Origin of the sequence: Flavobacterium sp. (assembly GCF_052437795.1) — a bacterium.
Classification (GTDB): domain Bacteria; phylum Bacteroidota; class Bacteroidia; order Flavobacteriales; family Flavobacteriaceae; genus Flavobacterium.
In genome coordinates this window covers 306,782-323,617 of record NZ_JBQVPA010000002.1, presented here as the reverse complement: position 1 = coordinate 323,617, position 16,836 = coordinate 306,782, and the positions used below count along the sequence as shown (strand labels likewise).

Annotated in this window: 18 protein-coding genes; 11 read left to right on the top strand and 7 right to left on the bottom strand. The window is 46.7% G+C overall.

Annotation, left to right across the window (positions count from 1 at the left end):
- Window positions 1-106: 106 nt before the first annotated feature.
- The 7 genes from ACT6R0_RS08160 to ACT6R0_RS08130 form a co-directional block, all read right to left on the bottom strand.
- Window positions 107-949: a TPM domain-containing protein gene (locus ACT6R0_RS08160; RefSeq protein ID WP_444653182.1), complete on the bottom strand. Its 843-nt coding sequence runs from the start codon at window positions 947-949 to the stop codon at window positions 107-109.
- 99 nt (window positions 950-1,048) lie between these two features.
- Window positions 1,049-2,035, bottom strand: coding sequence for a TPM domain-containing protein (locus ACT6R0_RS08155; RefSeq protein ID WP_444655788.1), 987 nt, complete (start codon window positions 2,033-2,035; stop codon window positions 1,049-1,051).
- A complete protein-coding gene (locus ACT6R0_RS08150) occupies window positions 1,917-2,705 on the bottom strand; it encodes a TPM domain-containing protein (RefSeq protein ID WP_444652773.1) in 789 nt (262 codons plus the stop codon). Before ACT6R0_RS08150 ends, ACT6R0_RS08155 begins: the two co-directional genes overlap by 119 nt.
- On the bottom strand, window positions 2,702-3,139 hold the full coding sequence (locus ACT6R0_RS08145) for a TPM domain-containing protein (RefSeq protein WP_444652774.1): 438 nt from the start codon (window positions 3,137-3,139) through the stop codon (window positions 2,702-2,704). Before ACT6R0_RS08145 ends, ACT6R0_RS08150 begins: the two co-directional genes overlap by 4 nt.
- Before the next feature lie 2 nt (window positions 3,140-3,141).
- Window positions 3,142-3,762: a LemA family protein gene (locus tag ACT6R0_RS08140; protein ID WP_444652775.1), complete on the bottom strand. Its 621-nt coding sequence runs from the start codon at window positions 3,760-3,762 to the stop codon at window positions 3,142-3,144.
- Entirely contained in the window at window positions 3,752-4,081 is a 330-nt protein-coding gene (locus tag ACT6R0_RS08135) for a MerR family transcriptional regulator (protein ID WP_444652777.1), read from the bottom strand. The genes ACT6R0_RS08140 and ACT6R0_RS08135 overlap by 11 nt, the downstream gene beginning before the upstream one ends.
- On the bottom strand, window positions 4,081-5,058 hold the full coding sequence (locus ACT6R0_RS08130; RefSeq protein WP_444652779.1) for a M23 family metallopeptidase: 978 nt from the start codon (window positions 5,056-5,058) through the stop codon (window positions 4,081-4,083). Before ACT6R0_RS08130 ends, ACT6R0_RS08135 begins: the two co-directional genes overlap by 1 nt.
- A gap of 141 nt (window positions 5,059-5,199) precedes the next feature.
- Between ACT6R0_RS08130 and ACT6R0_RS08125 the strand changes: the two genes are divergently transcribed.
- From ACT6R0_RS08125 to ACT6R0_RS08075, 11 genes are all read left to right on the top strand, one after another.
- A complete protein-coding gene (locus ACT6R0_RS08125; RefSeq protein ID WP_444652780.1) occupies window positions 5,200-5,619 on the top strand; it encodes a GxxExxY protein in 420 nt (139 codons plus the stop codon).
- A gap of 75 nt (window positions 5,620-5,694) precedes the next feature.
- Window positions 5,695-8,322, top strand: a complete 2,628-nt coding sequence (gene alaS, locus ACT6R0_RS08120) for an alanine--tRNA ligase (protein WP_444652782.1) — start codon at window positions 5,695-5,697, stop codon at window positions 8,320-8,322.
- Window positions 8,323-8,491: 169 nt separating this feature from the next.
- Window positions 8,492-9,256 (top strand): hypothetical protein, encoded by a 765-nt coding sequence (locus tag ACT6R0_RS08115; RefSeq protein WP_444652783.1) that lies wholly within the window; start codon window positions 8,492-8,494, stop codon window positions 9,254-9,256.
- Between the two features lie 139 nt (window positions 9,257-9,395).
- Window positions 9,396-10,133, top strand: a complete 738-nt coding sequence (locus tag ACT6R0_RS08110; protein ID WP_444652784.1) for a hypothetical protein — start codon at window positions 9,396-9,398, stop codon at window positions 10,131-10,133.
- A 99-nt stretch (window positions 10,134-10,232) separates the two neighbouring features.
- Window positions 10,233-10,970, top strand: coding sequence for a hypothetical protein (locus ACT6R0_RS08105; protein WP_444652786.1), 738 nt, complete (start codon window positions 10,233-10,235; stop codon window positions 10,968-10,970).
- A 3-nt stretch (window positions 10,971-10,973) separates the two neighbouring features.
- The gene (locus ACT6R0_RS08100) at window positions 10,974-11,930 is read left to right on the top strand and encodes a GSCFA domain-containing protein (protein ID WP_444652787.1); all 957 of its coding nucleotides are present in this window, start codon (window positions 10,974-10,976) and stop codon (window positions 11,928-11,930) included.
- A 77-nt stretch (window positions 11,931-12,007) separates the two neighbouring features.
- Window positions 12,008-12,988 (top strand): hypothetical protein, encoded by a 981-nt coding sequence (locus tag ACT6R0_RS08095; protein WP_444652788.1) that lies wholly within the window; start codon window positions 12,008-12,010, stop codon window positions 12,986-12,988.
- Between the two features lie 96 nt (window positions 12,989-13,084).
- Window positions 13,085-13,603: a DUF6252 family protein gene (locus ACT6R0_RS08090; RefSeq protein WP_444652790.1), complete on the top strand. Its 519-nt coding sequence runs from the start codon at window positions 13,085-13,087 to the stop codon at window positions 13,601-13,603.
- An 88-nt stretch (window positions 13,604-13,691) separates the two neighbouring features.
- Window positions 13,692-13,967, top strand: a complete 276-nt coding sequence (locus ACT6R0_RS08085) for a hypothetical protein (RefSeq protein WP_444652792.1) — start codon at window positions 13,692-13,694, stop codon at window positions 13,965-13,967.
- A 48-nt stretch (window positions 13,968-14,015) separates the two neighbouring features.
- Complete coding sequence (locus ACT6R0_RS08080) at window positions 14,016-15,956, top strand: tetratricopeptide repeat-containing sensor histidine kinase (RefSeq protein ID WP_444652793.1); 1,941 nt, start codon at window positions 14,016-14,018, stop codon at window positions 15,954-15,956.
- Between the two features lie 9 nt (window positions 15,957-15,965).
- Window positions 15,966-16,613: a response regulator gene (locus ACT6R0_RS08075; protein ID WP_444652794.1), complete on the top strand. Its 648-nt coding sequence runs from the start codon at window positions 15,966-15,968 to the stop codon at window positions 16,611-16,613.
- Window positions 16,614-16,836: the final 223 nt, after the last annotated feature.

Below are 16,836 nucleotides of genomic sequence, written 5' to 3'. Positions count from 1 at the left end.
CAAAAATAGAACGTAAAGATCCTCTAAAATTGTACTAATGGGACAATATATTAAAGCTATTACTTTATTTCCCGACGAAATTACCGGATCATCAAATTAACCTGGCCTACCATTTTCCGCCCGCACCGCCGCCGCTAAAGCCGCCACCGCCAAAGCCTCCAATAAAGCCGCTCCTGGAAGTATCGCTGCTTTTACCCGTACCTCCGTAATGCTTTTGCTCCTGCTCGGGGACCGGCTTCTTTTTAAAGCTGGGCCAGGTGAACGATGATGTTGATCGTGAGAGATTCCTGAACCGTATCGGCTCAAAGGAGTCATCAGGCTTAAGGTTAAACATCCGGTACAATAATTTTAACAGCAGGACCAGCAACCCTATAAATACAGTTGCCGCGAGGATAATTATGCCTGCACCTTTCATAAAATTCAGGGCAATTGCCCCCATGGTGATCTCATTTTTGGGCTTTTCATATGGCGAATTCCCGGTAAATATCCTATCTTCCTTATATTTACCTTTCAGCAGCCCGAAAATACTGTCGGTGCCTTTGTCAAGGCCTCCGTAAAAGTTGCCCTGCTTGAATTCGGGAATAATTACCTCCCGGGTCATTTTTCCAAGCAGGCCCGCCGTAAGCCTGTCGTCTACCCCATAGCCCGGTGATATCCAGATGTCCCGCTCCTGCTTTGCCAGCAGTATCAGTATGCCATTGTCTTTATCGGCTTGGCCTATACCCCATTCGTGTGCCCATTTTGGAGTAAGCTCCCCAATGCTTTCGCCATTTATCGTTTCGACGGTAATAATAACGATCTGCGTAGAGGTACTGTCAGCATAGCTGACCAGCTTATGTTCCAACTGCTGCTTTTCCCGTGTCGAAAAAAAATCAGCGTAGTCATACACGCTGGTTTGCAGCTTTGGTTTTTCAGGGATCTTAAACTGTGCCGTTACTGCCACAGGCATCAGCAGCAGCAGGCAAAGTAAAGTAAAGTTTATTGTAAACGATCTGATCATCTCTTCGTTATTTGCCGCCAACTTCCGTTTCATATTTCACAAAGGGTTCTACCAGCTTCCTCCGGCACCTCCGCCGCTAAAGCCCCCTCCGCCGAAGCCACCCCGGAACCCGCTGCGGGAACTGCCTGAGGAACTGCTCCTCGAAGATGATGAGCTGCGGCTTGGCGTATAGGAACTGCCCGATGAATAGCTGCTCCTTCCGGAACTGCTGTAGGTAGTTCCTCCTCCTTTTGCGATCACTTTTAGTATTTGCCAAAAAAGCCATAATCCTGCAAAAACCACAACTATTACTATCAGCCAGGCAAGGGCATACGCCCAAGTGTTACCTTCATCAAAATCCCTTTCCTCTTTGTACTTGCCCTTAAGGATCAAAAATATCGCGTCAGCGCCTTTGTCAAGTCCCGAATAATAATTCCCTGTCTTAAATTCGGGTATGATAACGTTGCGTGTCATCTCTCCCAAAACACCCGCAGTTAGCCGGTCGTCTACGCCATATCCGGGGGATATCCATATCTGCCGTTCTTCTTTAGCTAAAAGTATGAGCACTCCATTATCCTTGTCTGCCTGGCCGATGCCCCATTCATGTGCCCATCTGGGCGTGAGCTCTCCAATGCTTTCACCTTGTAGCGATGCGATGGTGATGAGCACGATCTGGGTCGAAGTAGAGTCGGCATAGCGCACAAGCTTGTTTTCAAGCACCTGCCTTTCATTCCCGTTAAGTATGTTGGCATGGTCGTAAACGCTGGTTTGCGTTGACGGCTTCTCAGGTATGACGAATGTCTGCCCAAATGGCAGGGTGTCCTGCATTACCATTGCAGTAAGAGGCCTTGCCTGTACCGGGACCGAAAGCAAGGCAACAAATATAATGAGTATCTTTATCCTGTAAAGTTTCTTCATCTTGAAAGACAGTATGCAATTACCAGCTTCCGCCCGCACCACCGCCACTAAAGCCGCCGCCGCCGAAACCGCCGCCAAAGCCACCGCCACCACCGGAGCTACCGCCCCAGCCACCGCTGCTTCGTCCGCCGCGCCCAAGGCTGCTTAGTATCAGTATATCGCCCAGGGTACTGCCCGTTAAGCCTCGGCCACCCCGGCCACCACCGCCCCGTCGACCGAAAATAGCCGCCAGGATCACAATGATGATCACGATAAAGATAAAGCCGCCGGGGCCGTCATCTGAACTTTTTTTGTCGGCACGTTTTCCCTCTCCCTTATATTTGCCGGTAAGCATCTGGAAGATCGCGTCGCTGCCTTTATCGAGCCCGCTGTAATAGCTGCCTGCCTTGAATTCGGGTATGATGACGTCGCGCGTCATCTCCCCTAGTTCTCCTGCCGTAAGGCGGTCATCAACACCATAGCCTGGCGTTATCCATATCTTACGTTCGGCTTCTGCCAAAAGGACCAGTACGCCGTTGTCCTTATCTGCCTGCCCAATACCCCAGCCCTGCGCCCAACGTGTACTAAGATCGGCAATGCTTTCGCCTTTCAGTGATCTAATAGTAACGATCACGATCTGCGTAGAAGTAGTATCGGAATAGCGGATCAGCTTTTCCTCCAACGCACTTTTTTCGTTGGCTGCCAAAACATTGGCATAGTCGTAAACACTTGTTTGTAATGACGGTTTTGAAGGTATGTCGAATTGCGCAAAGACCGCCGCAGGCAGCAGTACCGCCAATAGCATAATTATGTAGGCCGCCTTTCTCATCCTTTCGAAATGCTATCAGGGAGCTCGTTACTGTCGCTGTCGGCAAACGGGAAGTAGGCCTTTAGCCTGTCGCCCGCGCGAAGGATACCCTCCACCAGTCCCTGGCTGAAACGGCCTTCCTTAAAATGCCCTATGACAACATCCTTAGTGCAGTCCCAAAAATCGTTCTCCACAGCCTTATCAATGCCTTCATCGCCAACAATGGCAAAGGAATGGTCTTTTACGCCTACGTAAAACAGCACCCCATTACGCGCTTCGGTAGCATGCATGCCCAATTGCTGAAAAACCTCCTGTGCCCTTTCGAGCGGAGGTTTTTTAGATGTATCTTCGACATGCACGCGTATTTCGCCAGATGTATTTTTCTCTGCCTGGCCTATGGCAGCAACAATGGCTTCCTCTTCGGCCGGGGTAAGGAGATCTTTTGCCTTAGCCATTATTATTTGATATTAAATTCTACCTCTTTAGGCTTTTCGGCACCTGCCACTGCCTCAAAGTAAGGCTTCTCTTTATAATTGCCCAGGAACATGGAGTTCGGGAAACGCAGCACATAATTATTGTACACTTCTACTTTTTCATTGTAGCGTGTCCTTGCGGTGCGTATCTCATTTTCGGTCGAAGCCAGTTCATCCTGCAGTTTCAGGAAGTTTTGGTTAGTTTGCAGCGTAGGATATGCCTCAACCGACACCAATAGCCTTGAAAGCGCAGAAGACACTCCTGCCTGGGCCTGGTTGAATTCGGCCAGCTTTTCAGGCGTGATGTTGCTCGGGTCAACTTTTACCTGCGTAGCTGCTGCCCTTGCCTGAGTAACCTCTACTAAGGTGCTTTTCTCAAAATTGGCCGCACCTTCAACTGTCTTAACAAGGTTGCCGATAAGGTCGTTACGCCTTTGGTAAGATGTGTTCACATCGCCCCAGGATTTTGAAACGCCCTGGCTTTTTTCGAGTGCCCCGTTTTTAATATTGGCCGACCAAATGAAAATAATAACGGCAAGGATACCGATGATGATCGCAGGCAATACCCATCCGGGCCTGCCGCTTTTTACTGTACTAGAGCTCATTTTTTAAATTTATAAGGTTTGTTTTAATTATTTCAAGTTTACGGATAATATCGTACTTATCCATGGTTTTTTTCTGGCCTTCCTTCAGGTGTACGCGTGCGCCATCGAGCGTAAAGCCGCGTTCCTTCACCAAATGGTAAATAAGCTGGAGGTTCTTCACATCCTCGGGCGTGAACATGCGGTTGCCCTTTGCGTTCTTCTTTGGTTTCAGGATATCGAACTCCTTATCCCAAAAGCGGATGAGCGATGCATTGACGTCGAAAGCCTTTGCGAGCTCGCCTATGCTGTAATACCGTTTTTCGGGAAGGTCTAAATGCATTAGTCTAACGATTGGTTTTCCTGGTTAGCTAATTTAGAAATTAAAATGTATTCTTTGGCAGAAATATTTCCGTAATAGAAATTTACCGGATTGATCACCTCGCCGTTCTTATGCACTTCGTAATGCAGGTGGGGCGCCTCGCTTCGGCCGGTGCTGCCCACATAGCCTATAATGTCGCCACGCTTTACCTTTTGCCCGGCCTTTGCTTTGAACTTGCTCATGTGGCCATACAGCGTTTCATACCCAAAGCCGTGGCGTATCACGATGCGGTTGCCGTAGCCCGACATCTTGTTGTCGGCCACTACCACTACCCCGTCGCCTGTGGCAAAAATAGGCGTGCCTGTACGTGCGGAAAAGTCCATCCCCGCGTGGAACTTGCGTATCTTGGTAAATGGGTCGCTTCGATAACCAAAGCCCGAGGCCATCATGCGCAGGTCTTCATTCTTTACCGGCTGAATGGCAGGTATCGAGGCCAACAGTTTCTCTTTGTCTTTAGCCAGCCTGGCTATCTCCTCCAATGATCTGGACTGGACCACAAGCTCTTTCGAAATAATATCCAGCCTTTTGGTAGTATTGATCACAAGGTCGGAGTTGTTATAACCCTCCAGGTCCTTATAACGGTTCACCCCGCCAAAGCCTGCCTTGCGCTGTTCTTCGGGAATAGGGGTCGTGTTGAAATAGGTACGGTAAATGTTATTGTCCCGGTCCTCTACATTGGCCAATACCTCTTCCACCTCATCCATTTTACGATTGAGTATATCGTAGCGTATCTGCATGTTCTCGATCTCACGCGCCTGCAGCCTGTCCTTCGGCGTTTCGAAGTAAGGCGTATTGAGGAGCGCAACAAAGCACAGGAACCCGAAGAGTGCCGCCGCCGTGAGGAAAAGCAGCACTACGCCTATCTTTTTACTAAGCTTGGTCTTGATCTTGCGGTAGGCCAGGTTTTCGGTATCAAAGTAATATTTTACCTTCGCCATGTCTTAAATTATTCTATTTTTGCACCTTACGGAAAATGCCCTGTAAAGTACAGTGAAACGAACAAATATAGTAAATGTTACGACTTCACAGAATCCTTTTTAATTTAAGAGCGATAAATGTTTAACCACATAGGCACATAGATGAGCTTGGTCACGAAAAAATATCTGGATGAATTAACCTATGAGATAATCGGGGCTGCAATTGAAGTACATAAAATTATGGGGCGAGGATTGTTGGAAAGCGTATATCATCAATGCCTTAAAGAAGAGTTGCAGCATAGAAAAATAAATTTTTTCACAGAGATGCGGCTTCCGGTTTATTACAAAGAAAAACTCCTTGAATTAGATTTTCGATGCGACCTTTTTGTGGAAAACCTGATCGTTCTTGAATTAAAAACCGTACAGGAATTTACGCCCGCCTTCGAAGCGCAGCTTCTTACCTATATGAAACTATTGAAAGCCCCAAAAGGGATACTAATAAACTTTAATTGTTCTAACATTTTCAGGGAAGGCCAAAAAACGTATGTAAATGAATATTTTAGTTCTCTGCCACCAAGTTAGCTATGTATCTATGTGGTTAAAAAAAGCAATAGTGGCTTTATAATATAAATGGTAAAATAAATAGCATCTCAAAATATGAAATCCCGCGAAATAAGGAAGCAGTTCCTAGATTTTTTTGAAAGCAAAGGCCACCTCATCGTGCCATCGGCGCCTATAGTGACCAAGGACGACCCAACCCTGATGTTCAACAACTCAGGCATGGCACAGTTCAAAGAGTACTTTTTGGGCAATGCGATACCGAAGAGCAAGCGTATTGCCGATACCCAGAAATGCCTTCGCGTAAGTGGCAAGCACAATGACCTTGAGGATGTGGGCTTTGACACGTACCACCACACCATGTTCGAAATGCTGGGCAACTGGAGCTTTGGCGATTACTTTAAAAAAGAAGCGATACACTGGGCGTGGGAACTGCTGACAGAAGTATACAAAATACCTAAGGATATCCTGTATGTGAGCGTGTTCGAGGGCAGCCCTGAAGAGAATGTACCATTCGACCAGGAGGCTTATGATATCTGGAAATCGCTTATCGCGGAGGACCGTATCCTGCTGGGCAACAAGAAGGATAACTTTTGGGAAATGGGCGATCAGGGGCCGTGCGGGCCGTGCTCGGAGATCCACGTTGACATCCGTTCGTCTGCCGAAAAGGCGGAAGTACCGGGTAAAGACCTTGTGAACAATGACCACCCGCAGGTTGTGGAGATATGGAACAATGTATTCATGGAGTTCAACCGCAAAGCCGATGGCTCACTGGAAAAACTCCCTGCACAGCACGTGGATACCGGTATGGGCTTCGAGCGCCTGTGCATGGTATTGCAAAACGTGACGAGCAACTACGATACCGACGTATTTACCCCGCTTATCGAAAAAATTGAGGCCCTAACGGGTGCAAAATATAATTCTAAGGCTGCCAATGATGCCGAAGAGAAGATCAACATTGCCATCCGCGTTATTGCCGACCACGTGCGAGCCGTGGCTTTTGCCATTGCCGACGGACAGCTGCCAAGCAATGGTGGTGCGGGTTATGTGATCCGCAGGATATTGAGGAGGGCGATACGTTACGGCTTTACATTCCTTGACAAGAAAGAGCCATTTATCAATGAGCTTGTCGCTATACTGGCCAACCAAATGGGCGAATTCTTCCCGGAGATAAAGAACCAGCAAGGGCTTGTTACGAATGTTATCCGTGAGGAAGAGGCTTCGTTCCTGCGTACGCTTGACCAGGGGCTACAGCTTTTGGATAATGTTATCGCACAAACGGAAGGCGAGGAGGTTTCGGGTGCAAAGGCATTTGAACTTTACGACACCTTTGGTTTCCCGAAAGACCTTACCGCACTTATCCTCAAGGAAAAAGGCATGACTTATAATGAGGCTGACTTTGATGCAGAACTTAAAAAACAGAAAGACCGTTCACGTGCCGCATCGGAAGTAGCTACGGACGACTGGGTACTGCTTGTTGATGGCAACGTGGAAACCTTTGTAGGCTACGACCAGACACAGAATGAAGTAAAAATAACCCGCTACCGCAAAGTGGATTCCAAGAAAGACGGCGTACTGTACCAGATCGTTTTGGATAACACGCCTTTCTACCCGGAGGGCGGCGGACAGGTAGGCGACAAAGGCACTTTGGCTACTGCCAATGAGACCATCGATATCATCGACACCAAGAAAGAGAACAACCTGATATTGCATATCGCCAAAAAGCTTCCTGAAAATGTGAATGCTTCGTTTACCGCCAAGGTGAACGAAAAGCTGCGTGACGATTCGGCGAGTAACCACTCGGCTACCCACCTGCTCCACCAGGCACTAAGGACAATATTGGGTACGCACGTGGAACAGAAAGGCTCGTTGGTAAGCCCGAACTACCTGCGCTTCGACTTTTCGCACTTTGCCAAAGTGACCGATGAGGAACTGCAGCAGGTGGAGGACTTCGTGAACGCCCGCATACAGGAGCACCTGCCGCTTATCGAACGCCGGAGCATCCCGTTCAAACAGGCGGTGGAAGAAGGCGCCATGGCGTTATTCGGTGAGAAATATGGCGACAATGTACGTGCAATTAAATTTGGCGAGAGCATGGAACTTTGCGGGGGCATCCACGTGAAGAACACAGCCGACATATGGTACTTTAAGATCGTGAGCGAAGGCGCGGTTGCGGCAGGCATACGCCGAATTGAGGCTATAACCAACGAAGCCGTGAAAGATCACTTCGCAAAGCAGGAAAAAGCGCTTGAAGAAATAAACAATGCATTGAAAAACCCGCAGGATACCCTGAAAGCAGTGGTATCGTTGCAGGATGAAAACACAAAGCTGAAAAAACAACTGGAGGCACTGCTTCGCGACAAGGCTAAAAACCTGAAGGGCGACCTGGCCAATGAATTGCAGGACATCAACGGCATACAGTTCCTTGCCAAACAGGTGGGTCTTGATGCTAATAGCGCTAAGGACCTTGCGTACGAACTGGGCAGCCTCGGCACGAACCTGTTCCTTGTACTGGCTACCGTAACCGATGGCAAACCCATGCTGACGTGCTACATCTCCAAAGAGCTTGTGGCTGACAAAGGCCTCAATGCCGGGCAGGTGGTACGCGAACTGGGCAAATACATACAGGGCGGCGGCGGCGGGCAGCCTTTCTTCGCAACGGCAGGCGGCAAGAACCCTGAAGGCATTAATGAAGCACTGGGCGCGGCTGTGGAGTTTGTGAAGTAATGCATTAGTCTTAAAGTCAAAAGTCTTAAAGTCTTAAAGCGTCAGGATAGCAGGTTTGTTATTCCTGCCGCTTTAATTTTTTACATTAGTTGCGATTTTCGAACTTTCAACTTTATTGACTTTCGCCTTTTAAACTTTTCATACCTTTGGTTGAATTTAAAATAAAGCTATGAAAAAGATCGTATTTGTACTTATGGCCTTAGGGCTGTTGGCATCATGCTCGGATGACGGGCCATCGGGTGTGGGCAACCCTCCGGGTGAAAATGACGTTATCCTTCTTAAAAAAACCATTGAAACCGCGCCCGACGGCAGCGAATCCATATCTACCTACACCTATGAGGAGAATAAGATAACTGCCATAAACCACAACGACGGCACAGTTGAAAATTTTGCATACCAGGGCAACTTCCTAACCGAGATAAGGCATTATAAAGATGGTGGACTGATCAGGAAAGAAACATTCCTGTATGACAACAGCGGGATATTTGGCGCGCATGTAGACTATGTATATGACCTGGCGAACCCGGCGAACAATTATGCCGTACGCACCAATTACTCCTACAATGGCAACAAAGTGGATCTCGTACAGCTAAAAGGCGACGATAGCAGCCAGGACGAAGAGATACAGACCGGTACGATGACACTTGCCAGCAACGGCAATATCGTAAAATTTGAGGGAAGCGCAGGCAATAAAGTAGTTAACTATTCTTTCGATTTCAAGAACGCGCCGCTCAAGGAAGCTTTTGGTTACGGGTTCCTGCTGCTTTCGCAATTTGAAGGTGGCTTTAATAACATTACCTCATCGCTGGTATCTGTTAATGGGCAAACCGCTAACACCCTTACCAACTACACGTACAATAATAAAGATTATCCTGTAACGGCTGTACATACCGACACAAACGGTACAGTATACAACATTCAGTATTTTTATTAATCCTGAAACAGGTCCTCAAAATGCCATTTCCAAAACTATTTGCGAAATGGCATTTTCTTTTATGGAACGATGCAATATTTACCTGCCTTAATTGTTAATATTGCAGAAATTATAACTCACTTAACAAATCAATTACCAAATGAAAAAGATCTTTGCTGCGGCAGCCATTGCGCTGTTCATGATGACATCATGTTCTGATGACGATAGTTCTTCAAACAACAACAATACCGATGTGGTATTGATAAAGAAGGCAATAGAAACGTATGAGGACGGAAGCACGCTTACCTCTACATTCCACTACAACGGCACCAAGATATCGAGCATACACCACAGTGATGGCGCTAAGACCAACTTTACCTACACTGGTGACAACGTGACCAAGATCGAATATATAGAAGAGAACGAGCTTTCCCAACGAAATGTAATGACTTACGACGCACAGGGCAGGCTTACATCGGTTATCGAATATGTTTTTGACGAACAGGAACCATGGGCTGACAAAACCGTATTTACCTACAATGACAACAACACGATAACTACGGTAAAAACCACCGGCAACCACACCTCGCAAACGGACCACGTTCAGGATGGCGTTGTAACTGTTTTGGGCGGAAACATCACGCAATATGTTACTGACTCCAACACATCTACCTACAGCTATGACACTAAGAACAGCCCTGAAAAGAACATTACAGGCGTAGCAATGCTTAACCTGTCATGGCAGGAAGGCGGCGTGAACAACATCACGGCCTACAACAGCGAGGAATTTAGCGAAGGGTATACGGCTACGTATACTTACAATGCTGACAACTACCCCGTGACCGTTTCTCAAAATTGGGGTACCGAAACCATAAACATCCAATACATTTACGAGTAACATTTAGAAAAATCAATACGCCTCCTGACCGGGGCGTATTTTTTTTAAAACATCATTGCTTTTTGCTATCATTGCATAAAATAACGACAAACTCATAGTATGAAAAAGTTTTTTGCACTGGCATCCGTCATCCTAATATTAATGACATCATGTTCAGGTGATGATGATGCCTCAAATAATGACACTGTATTGCTAAAGAAGATAGTGGTAACAAGCGATGACGGCTTTTCCAACATATTCAGATATGACTATGATGGCAACAGGCTTACGAAAATAACTGTGGGTAATGAAGAGGAAACCTATTTATCTATAAATTACACCTATTCTACCGATAGGCTGATCAAGATGGAGCGTCAGGAAGACGGGGAAGTTACGACAAGGACTATATTTGCTTATGATACACAGGGTAAACTGTCTTCAACGACTACTTCGATATTCAATGCCTGGGAAAACACCACTTATATCCAAAGAACGGAATTCACTTACAACACGAACGGAACAGTATCGTTTGAGCTTTTCTCTGGAATGGAGAATAACCTTGAACTTGTCAGCAATGGATCGTATCAGTTTGAAAATGGGAACATTGTAGCATATACCGTTTTTAATTCTGAGAACACATACACGTATGATACTAAGAACAGCCCTACTAAGAACACATTTGCCATAGATGTCATGAATATGGAACTACGCCAGGGCGGGCCAAATAACATCCTTTCCTACACCGGTGACGGGGAGCCCTACACCTATACCTACACTTACAATGCTGCCAATTACCCTGTGAAAGCCGAGCAGAACATTGGCGGTTCGGTTTATACCACGCAATACTATTACGAATAGACAATGCAGTTCACAACCCAAATACCCATCCAAAAAAGCAGTTATCCTATCGATTACAATAGCAGGGTGGTGTCGTTGGGTTCGTGTTTTGCGGTAAACATAGGGCAAAAGCTGGACTATTTTAAATTCACGAATACCACCAACCCGTTTGGAATACTGTTCCACCCGCTTGCCCTTGAAAAATTCATCGCCTTCGCTGTAAACGGGAAAACGTTTACCGAAGGTGATATTTTTTTCCATAACGAACGCTGGCACTGCTTCGACGCACATTCTGACCTCAGCCATCCCTACAAGGATATTTTGCTTCAAAACCTCAACAGCGCTGCCACATTGGCTAATGCCGAAATAAAAACCGCATCGCACCTTATCATTACGCTGGGCACGGCATGGGTATACCGCAGCAATGCAAACGGTGAGCTTGTTGCCAACTGCCACAAAGTACCACAAAAGGAATTTACTAAAGAACTACTTTCTGTCGATGCCATATGCCAAAGCCTGCAAAACATCATCGCTTTGGTAAAAGTTGCTAACCCGGAGGCACACATCATCTTTACCGTATCGCCGGTGCGCCACATAAAGGATGGCTTTACACAAAACCAGTGGAGCAAGGCCAACCTCATCACAGCCCTCCAGCAAATACTGACAACTAACAACCATCAACCGGCAACCACTTATTTTCCTTCCTACGAAATAATGATGGATGAACTGCGCGATTACCGCTTTTATGCGGAAGACATGATACATCCCAATGAGATAGCCATCAGCTACATTTGGGAACGCTTTTCCGATGCTTTCATTACCCCCGAAGCACTGGCTACCATGAAGCTGGCCGACAATATACAAAAGGGTTTGCAGCATCGCCCGTTCAACGCCGATTCGGCGCAACACAGGGATTTCTTATCGAAGCTAAATGATAAGATCACCGCTTTACAGCAGCAGCATCCGCATATACGGTTTTAAAATATACGTATAGTTTCGTATTGAATTGGCTTTGCAAGCTTTACATCTTTGCAATGTAAACTTCAAACCCGATAATTATGAAACTCACTAAGATCCTTCCTGCATTTTTATGCGTCACTGCCGGGCTTCTGGCCTCATGCAGTAGCGACGACCCCACCGATCCGGGTCCCGGGCCGAATGAACCCTGCGAACTTGTACTTGTAGCCATAGATACCGCAAAGGTAATTACCATGGACGGGAACGGTGCCAATCCTGCTATCGTACTCGACCGCCTGCAAAACTCCAGCAGCTATTTCAGCGGGCTCGCTATTAGCCCGGAGGGCGACAAGATCGCGTATGGCGACTATCAAACGCTGTCGTTCTCTCCTGATGTGGTGAGCACCCGCCAAATTCGTGTAGCAGCGATCGACGGGGCCGGCGATAACGCGATATATACCGCCGACAACACGAATGTGTCTTTTGGGGCGATAAGATACCTCAGCGGCAATAAGATATTTTTTGTAGAAGAAACCTACTGGCCCGACGCTACCCGAAAGCTGCAAATTGTAAATACCGACGGGACCGGGCTGCAAACCCTGCCCGGACAGTATGATGCCGCCGACATTACAGGTGACCTGGCTTATTTGCTGCTAGACCCTGTTGCTGCTGCCAATGGCCCACGCGTTCAAATAATAGACCGCACAGGCGACAATGGCGCAGGAAGCCTATACCACAATGAAATGTTTGATGGGATCGGAGAATATGCCGTAGGCCATGGTGTATTTACTACCGACAGTAAACTTGCAGTAATACCATATGCAGACGGCAACGAGATCAAGGTCCGCATAATAAGCATGGATACTAAAACTTCATCAGACATGACCATTGTTAGTGGCCTTTCGGGGGGATGGATCTCCTATCGCGTTGCCATGGCCTCAGATTCCAACAGAGGAGTATTGACCGTTACCGGAGAAGGATATGCCAGGTCAAGATCGTACATTTTTAACCTTACTGAAGCTACTGTATCCGCTCCTTTTGAGAACAATGACGAGAATGTGCTTGACGTATACGTACATTAAAATTTAAAATATACGCAACTCTTCGTATTGAACGGCATACGCCAATTGTAAACCTTTGTAAAATAAAAATCACATAATCATTTATCTTTTAAAACTATGAAAACAATCTACAAAACAGTAATGGTACTTATCGCAGCAACTACCCTACTAACTTCTTGCAGCGACGACAGCGACGGGAACACGGGCGGAAATACACCAAGCGGAACCTACATCAGCGCGAAAGTAGGCGGGTCGACTTTTGAAACTTTGTCACAACAGGGCTTCAATGCAGCATCGGCAACAAAGCAGGTTATTGGCGATGACACTTTTATCACCATAACAGCTACAAGCGGCAATACCAACACCATGGTGATCACACTTATGGGAATTACCGCCACAGGGACCTATGACGTAGGCCCTGCTTCCGAAAATGCAGTTGCATTTTTTGATACAGCTACAGAGACAGCATTTGCCAGCAGTGCAGATTGTGCCGGAGCAGAGGGCGAACTGAAAGTAACGCATTACAGCGCTGAAAAGATCGAAGGCACATTCACTTTTACAGGCAAGAGCGATGACGACTGCTCGCAAAGCAAAACCGTGACACAAGGAAAATTCAGGGGCATTTATGCCAACTAAAAGATCATAGTATTTTTTTCAATTTGTGTTGGTTGCTTACGAAATACGGCTACGGCCGTATTTCTTTTCTCATTTAATCCCATAAACCATGGCTTTCCTCATACTCCTTAACGCAGCCCTGCTCGTCCTTATTGCGGCTATCATTGTCAGGGCACGGAACTCGATAACCCAACACCGCAAGAACATGGAACTATTGCATGGCATGATACAGGATGTAATAGCCATTAACCGGTCGCAGGCTATGGAGGCAGAAATTTCGGGCGATCTGGAGCAAAAGATGAAGCGTGTGAAAACCCGCCTCCTTACCGACATTGAAGAGCTTATGCGCGAGTTCCTGGAACAGGTAGCTGAAAAAAAAGACTGAACCTACCGATTGTTCATTTATTAACTATATTTATTCAAATTTTGGATCATGGTAAAAAAAATACTCACACTCCTGTTTTTTATCACGGGCATCCACCTGCATGCCCAAAATCCAAAAAAAATGATCGATACGCTCAAGGCAGAGCTATCACGCCCCATAACTCCCGAGCGGAAAGCAGTTGTGTACAGCGACCTTACATGGTATTATGCCAATGTTTCCATAGATTCTGCACTTGCTTACGGCAAAAAGGCATTGGCCCTTGCCAAAGGGCAAAATAATGATAAACTCATAGCGCAGGTACACAGCGACCTTGGTGCCGTTTACCTGAACAAAGGGGCCATGGACGATTCCTACGAAAACTACCTCGCCTGCCTAAAATTGCGCAAAAAATTAAAAGACGTACCGGGCGTGGCGGGAACAATGAGCAACCTTGGCGTGATATACGAACGCATTGGGCAACGCGACAGCGCCATGGCAAATTACACGCACGCGCTTAGGTATTTTGAATCTGTAAAAGACCACAAAAAGGTGGACATGCTGAAGAATAACATAGGCCTGCTGTATGAAAAAATGGAAAACTACACACAGGCCGAAATGTTGTACAAGGAAGTAGCCACGTACAGGAAAGCTTCTGGACAAAAGATACCGCTGGCCATGGTGCTCATCAACCTGGGTAACCTTAACAAGGTCCAAAAACGGTTGCCTGAAGCACAAAATTATTATCAGGAGGCACTGGCGATAGCAACCACACAGGGCGACCCTACAGTGCTGTCGACCATTTACATGAACCTTGGCTTTTTATACAATGCCATGGAAAAGCCAAAGGAAGCGATCCCCATGTTCGAAAAAAGCCTTGAGATCGCTAAAAAGGTCAAGTCCAACTATGACATTGCCAAAATAAACAACGGCCTGGGTATCTCATATAAAAAACTGGACCAGGATGAAAAGGCCAAAGGGTACTACCTGAAGGCATTGGATGAAATGAAAAAAATGGATCGTCGTGAGACCGAAAGGCTCCACCTGGACCTGGTGCCGATATATGGCTCGCTGGGAATGCAGGACAGTGCCGACTACCATTTACAAAAATATAAGGATGCCATGGGGGTAAAGGTGGAGGACCGCGTACTGGGCGAGGCCATGGAACTTGAGAAGAAATACCAGACCGAGAAAAAGGAAAAGGAGCTTTTACTGAAAGAAGCCGAGGCCCGGAAGCGCAATACGCTCATCATCATACTTTCGATAGTAGTTATATTCTCGCTCATTGTAAGCTACCTTATCTACAGGCAGCAAAAGCTGAAGAACATGCAGCTAAAACAAGAGTTTACCCTGAAGGAGGCCCTAAAAGAAATAGAGACCAGGAACAGGCTGCAGCGCCAGCGCCTTGAAATATCGAAGGACCTGCACGACAACATCGGCTCTCAGCTTACCTTCATCATATCATCTGTAGATAATATCAACGAAGCATATACTATAGAGGATCCGGCCATTGCGGGCAGGCTCAACAATATCTCTGCCTTTACCCGCGATACCATACTGGAACTGCGCGACACGATATGGGCTATGAACAATAAGGACATATCCTTCGAACAGCTGCGGGTACGGATATTCAATTTTATCGATAAGGCGCAACAGGCAAAAGAAGATGTGGCGTTTACCTTTACCGTTGCCGAAAGCCTGGAGCAGGCAACACTTTCATCATTGGAAGGCATGAACATTTACCGCACTATACAGGAGGCCGTGAACAACGCAATAAAGCATTCCGGAGCCAGCGTAGTAGCGATCGACATTACCCACGAGGACGAGGCCATAAAGATCACTATAACTGACAACGGGAAAGGTTTTGACCTGAACGGGACCGACCCCGGAAATGGACTGCTGAATATGGAGAAACGCGTTGAGGACATTGGCGGAAGCTTTGATCTGGCATCTGCTCCCGGCAAGGGCACCACGATCACGGCCATTCTCCCGGACAAAAAAGACAACGCCTAACACAATAGCATGATACGAATAGCAATAGCCGAAGACAACACTTTCCTGCAGAAGGCCGTCAAAGAAAAATTATCTTTTTATGATGATCTGGCGTGCCGGTTCACAGCCCTGAACGGAAAAGAACTGTTGGAAAAACTGGATGCCAACCCCAACATCGACCTTATCATCATGGATATCGAGATGCCCAAAATGAACGGCATTGAGGCTACATTTGCCGTAAAGGCCAAGTACCCGCACATAAAGATCATCATGCTGACGATCTTTGACAATGACGAGCGCATATTCGACTCCATAAAAGCAGGCGCGGACGGTTACCTGCTTAAGGATGTGAAGTCGGGCGAATTGCACAAGGGCATCGTCGAAACCATGGAAGGCGGCGCAGCCATGACACCATCCATAGCTTTAAAGGCCTTAAAACTGCTGCGCAACCCCATTGAGAACCGTACACCGGCATCGTCTATCAATGTTGCGCTTACCATCCGCGAAACCGAAGTACTGGAACAGCTAAGCAAAGGCCTAAATTACAATCAGATAGCGACTAATCTGTTCATCTCTACCGGCACAGTACGCAAGCATATCGAGAACATATACTCAAAGCTACAGGTACACAACAAAATGGAGGCTGTTGAAAAGGCAAGGCATAATAATATCATTTAGTCAAAGGACCGAGGTTTGGGGCCGGAGCTTTTTTGTGATTTGAGATCTGTTTTGGGGATTAAAAAATAAGTCAGTTGCCTTATCGATCGCCTTAATCATAGATCAGAATTTTGGATAAACAAATTTAACTTCTGATCATTATGAAAACAATTGCTAAAATTCAGTTCGTATTATTCGTGGGCCTGTCACTATTGCCGATAACCTATTCTCTCCGGGTGCGTTC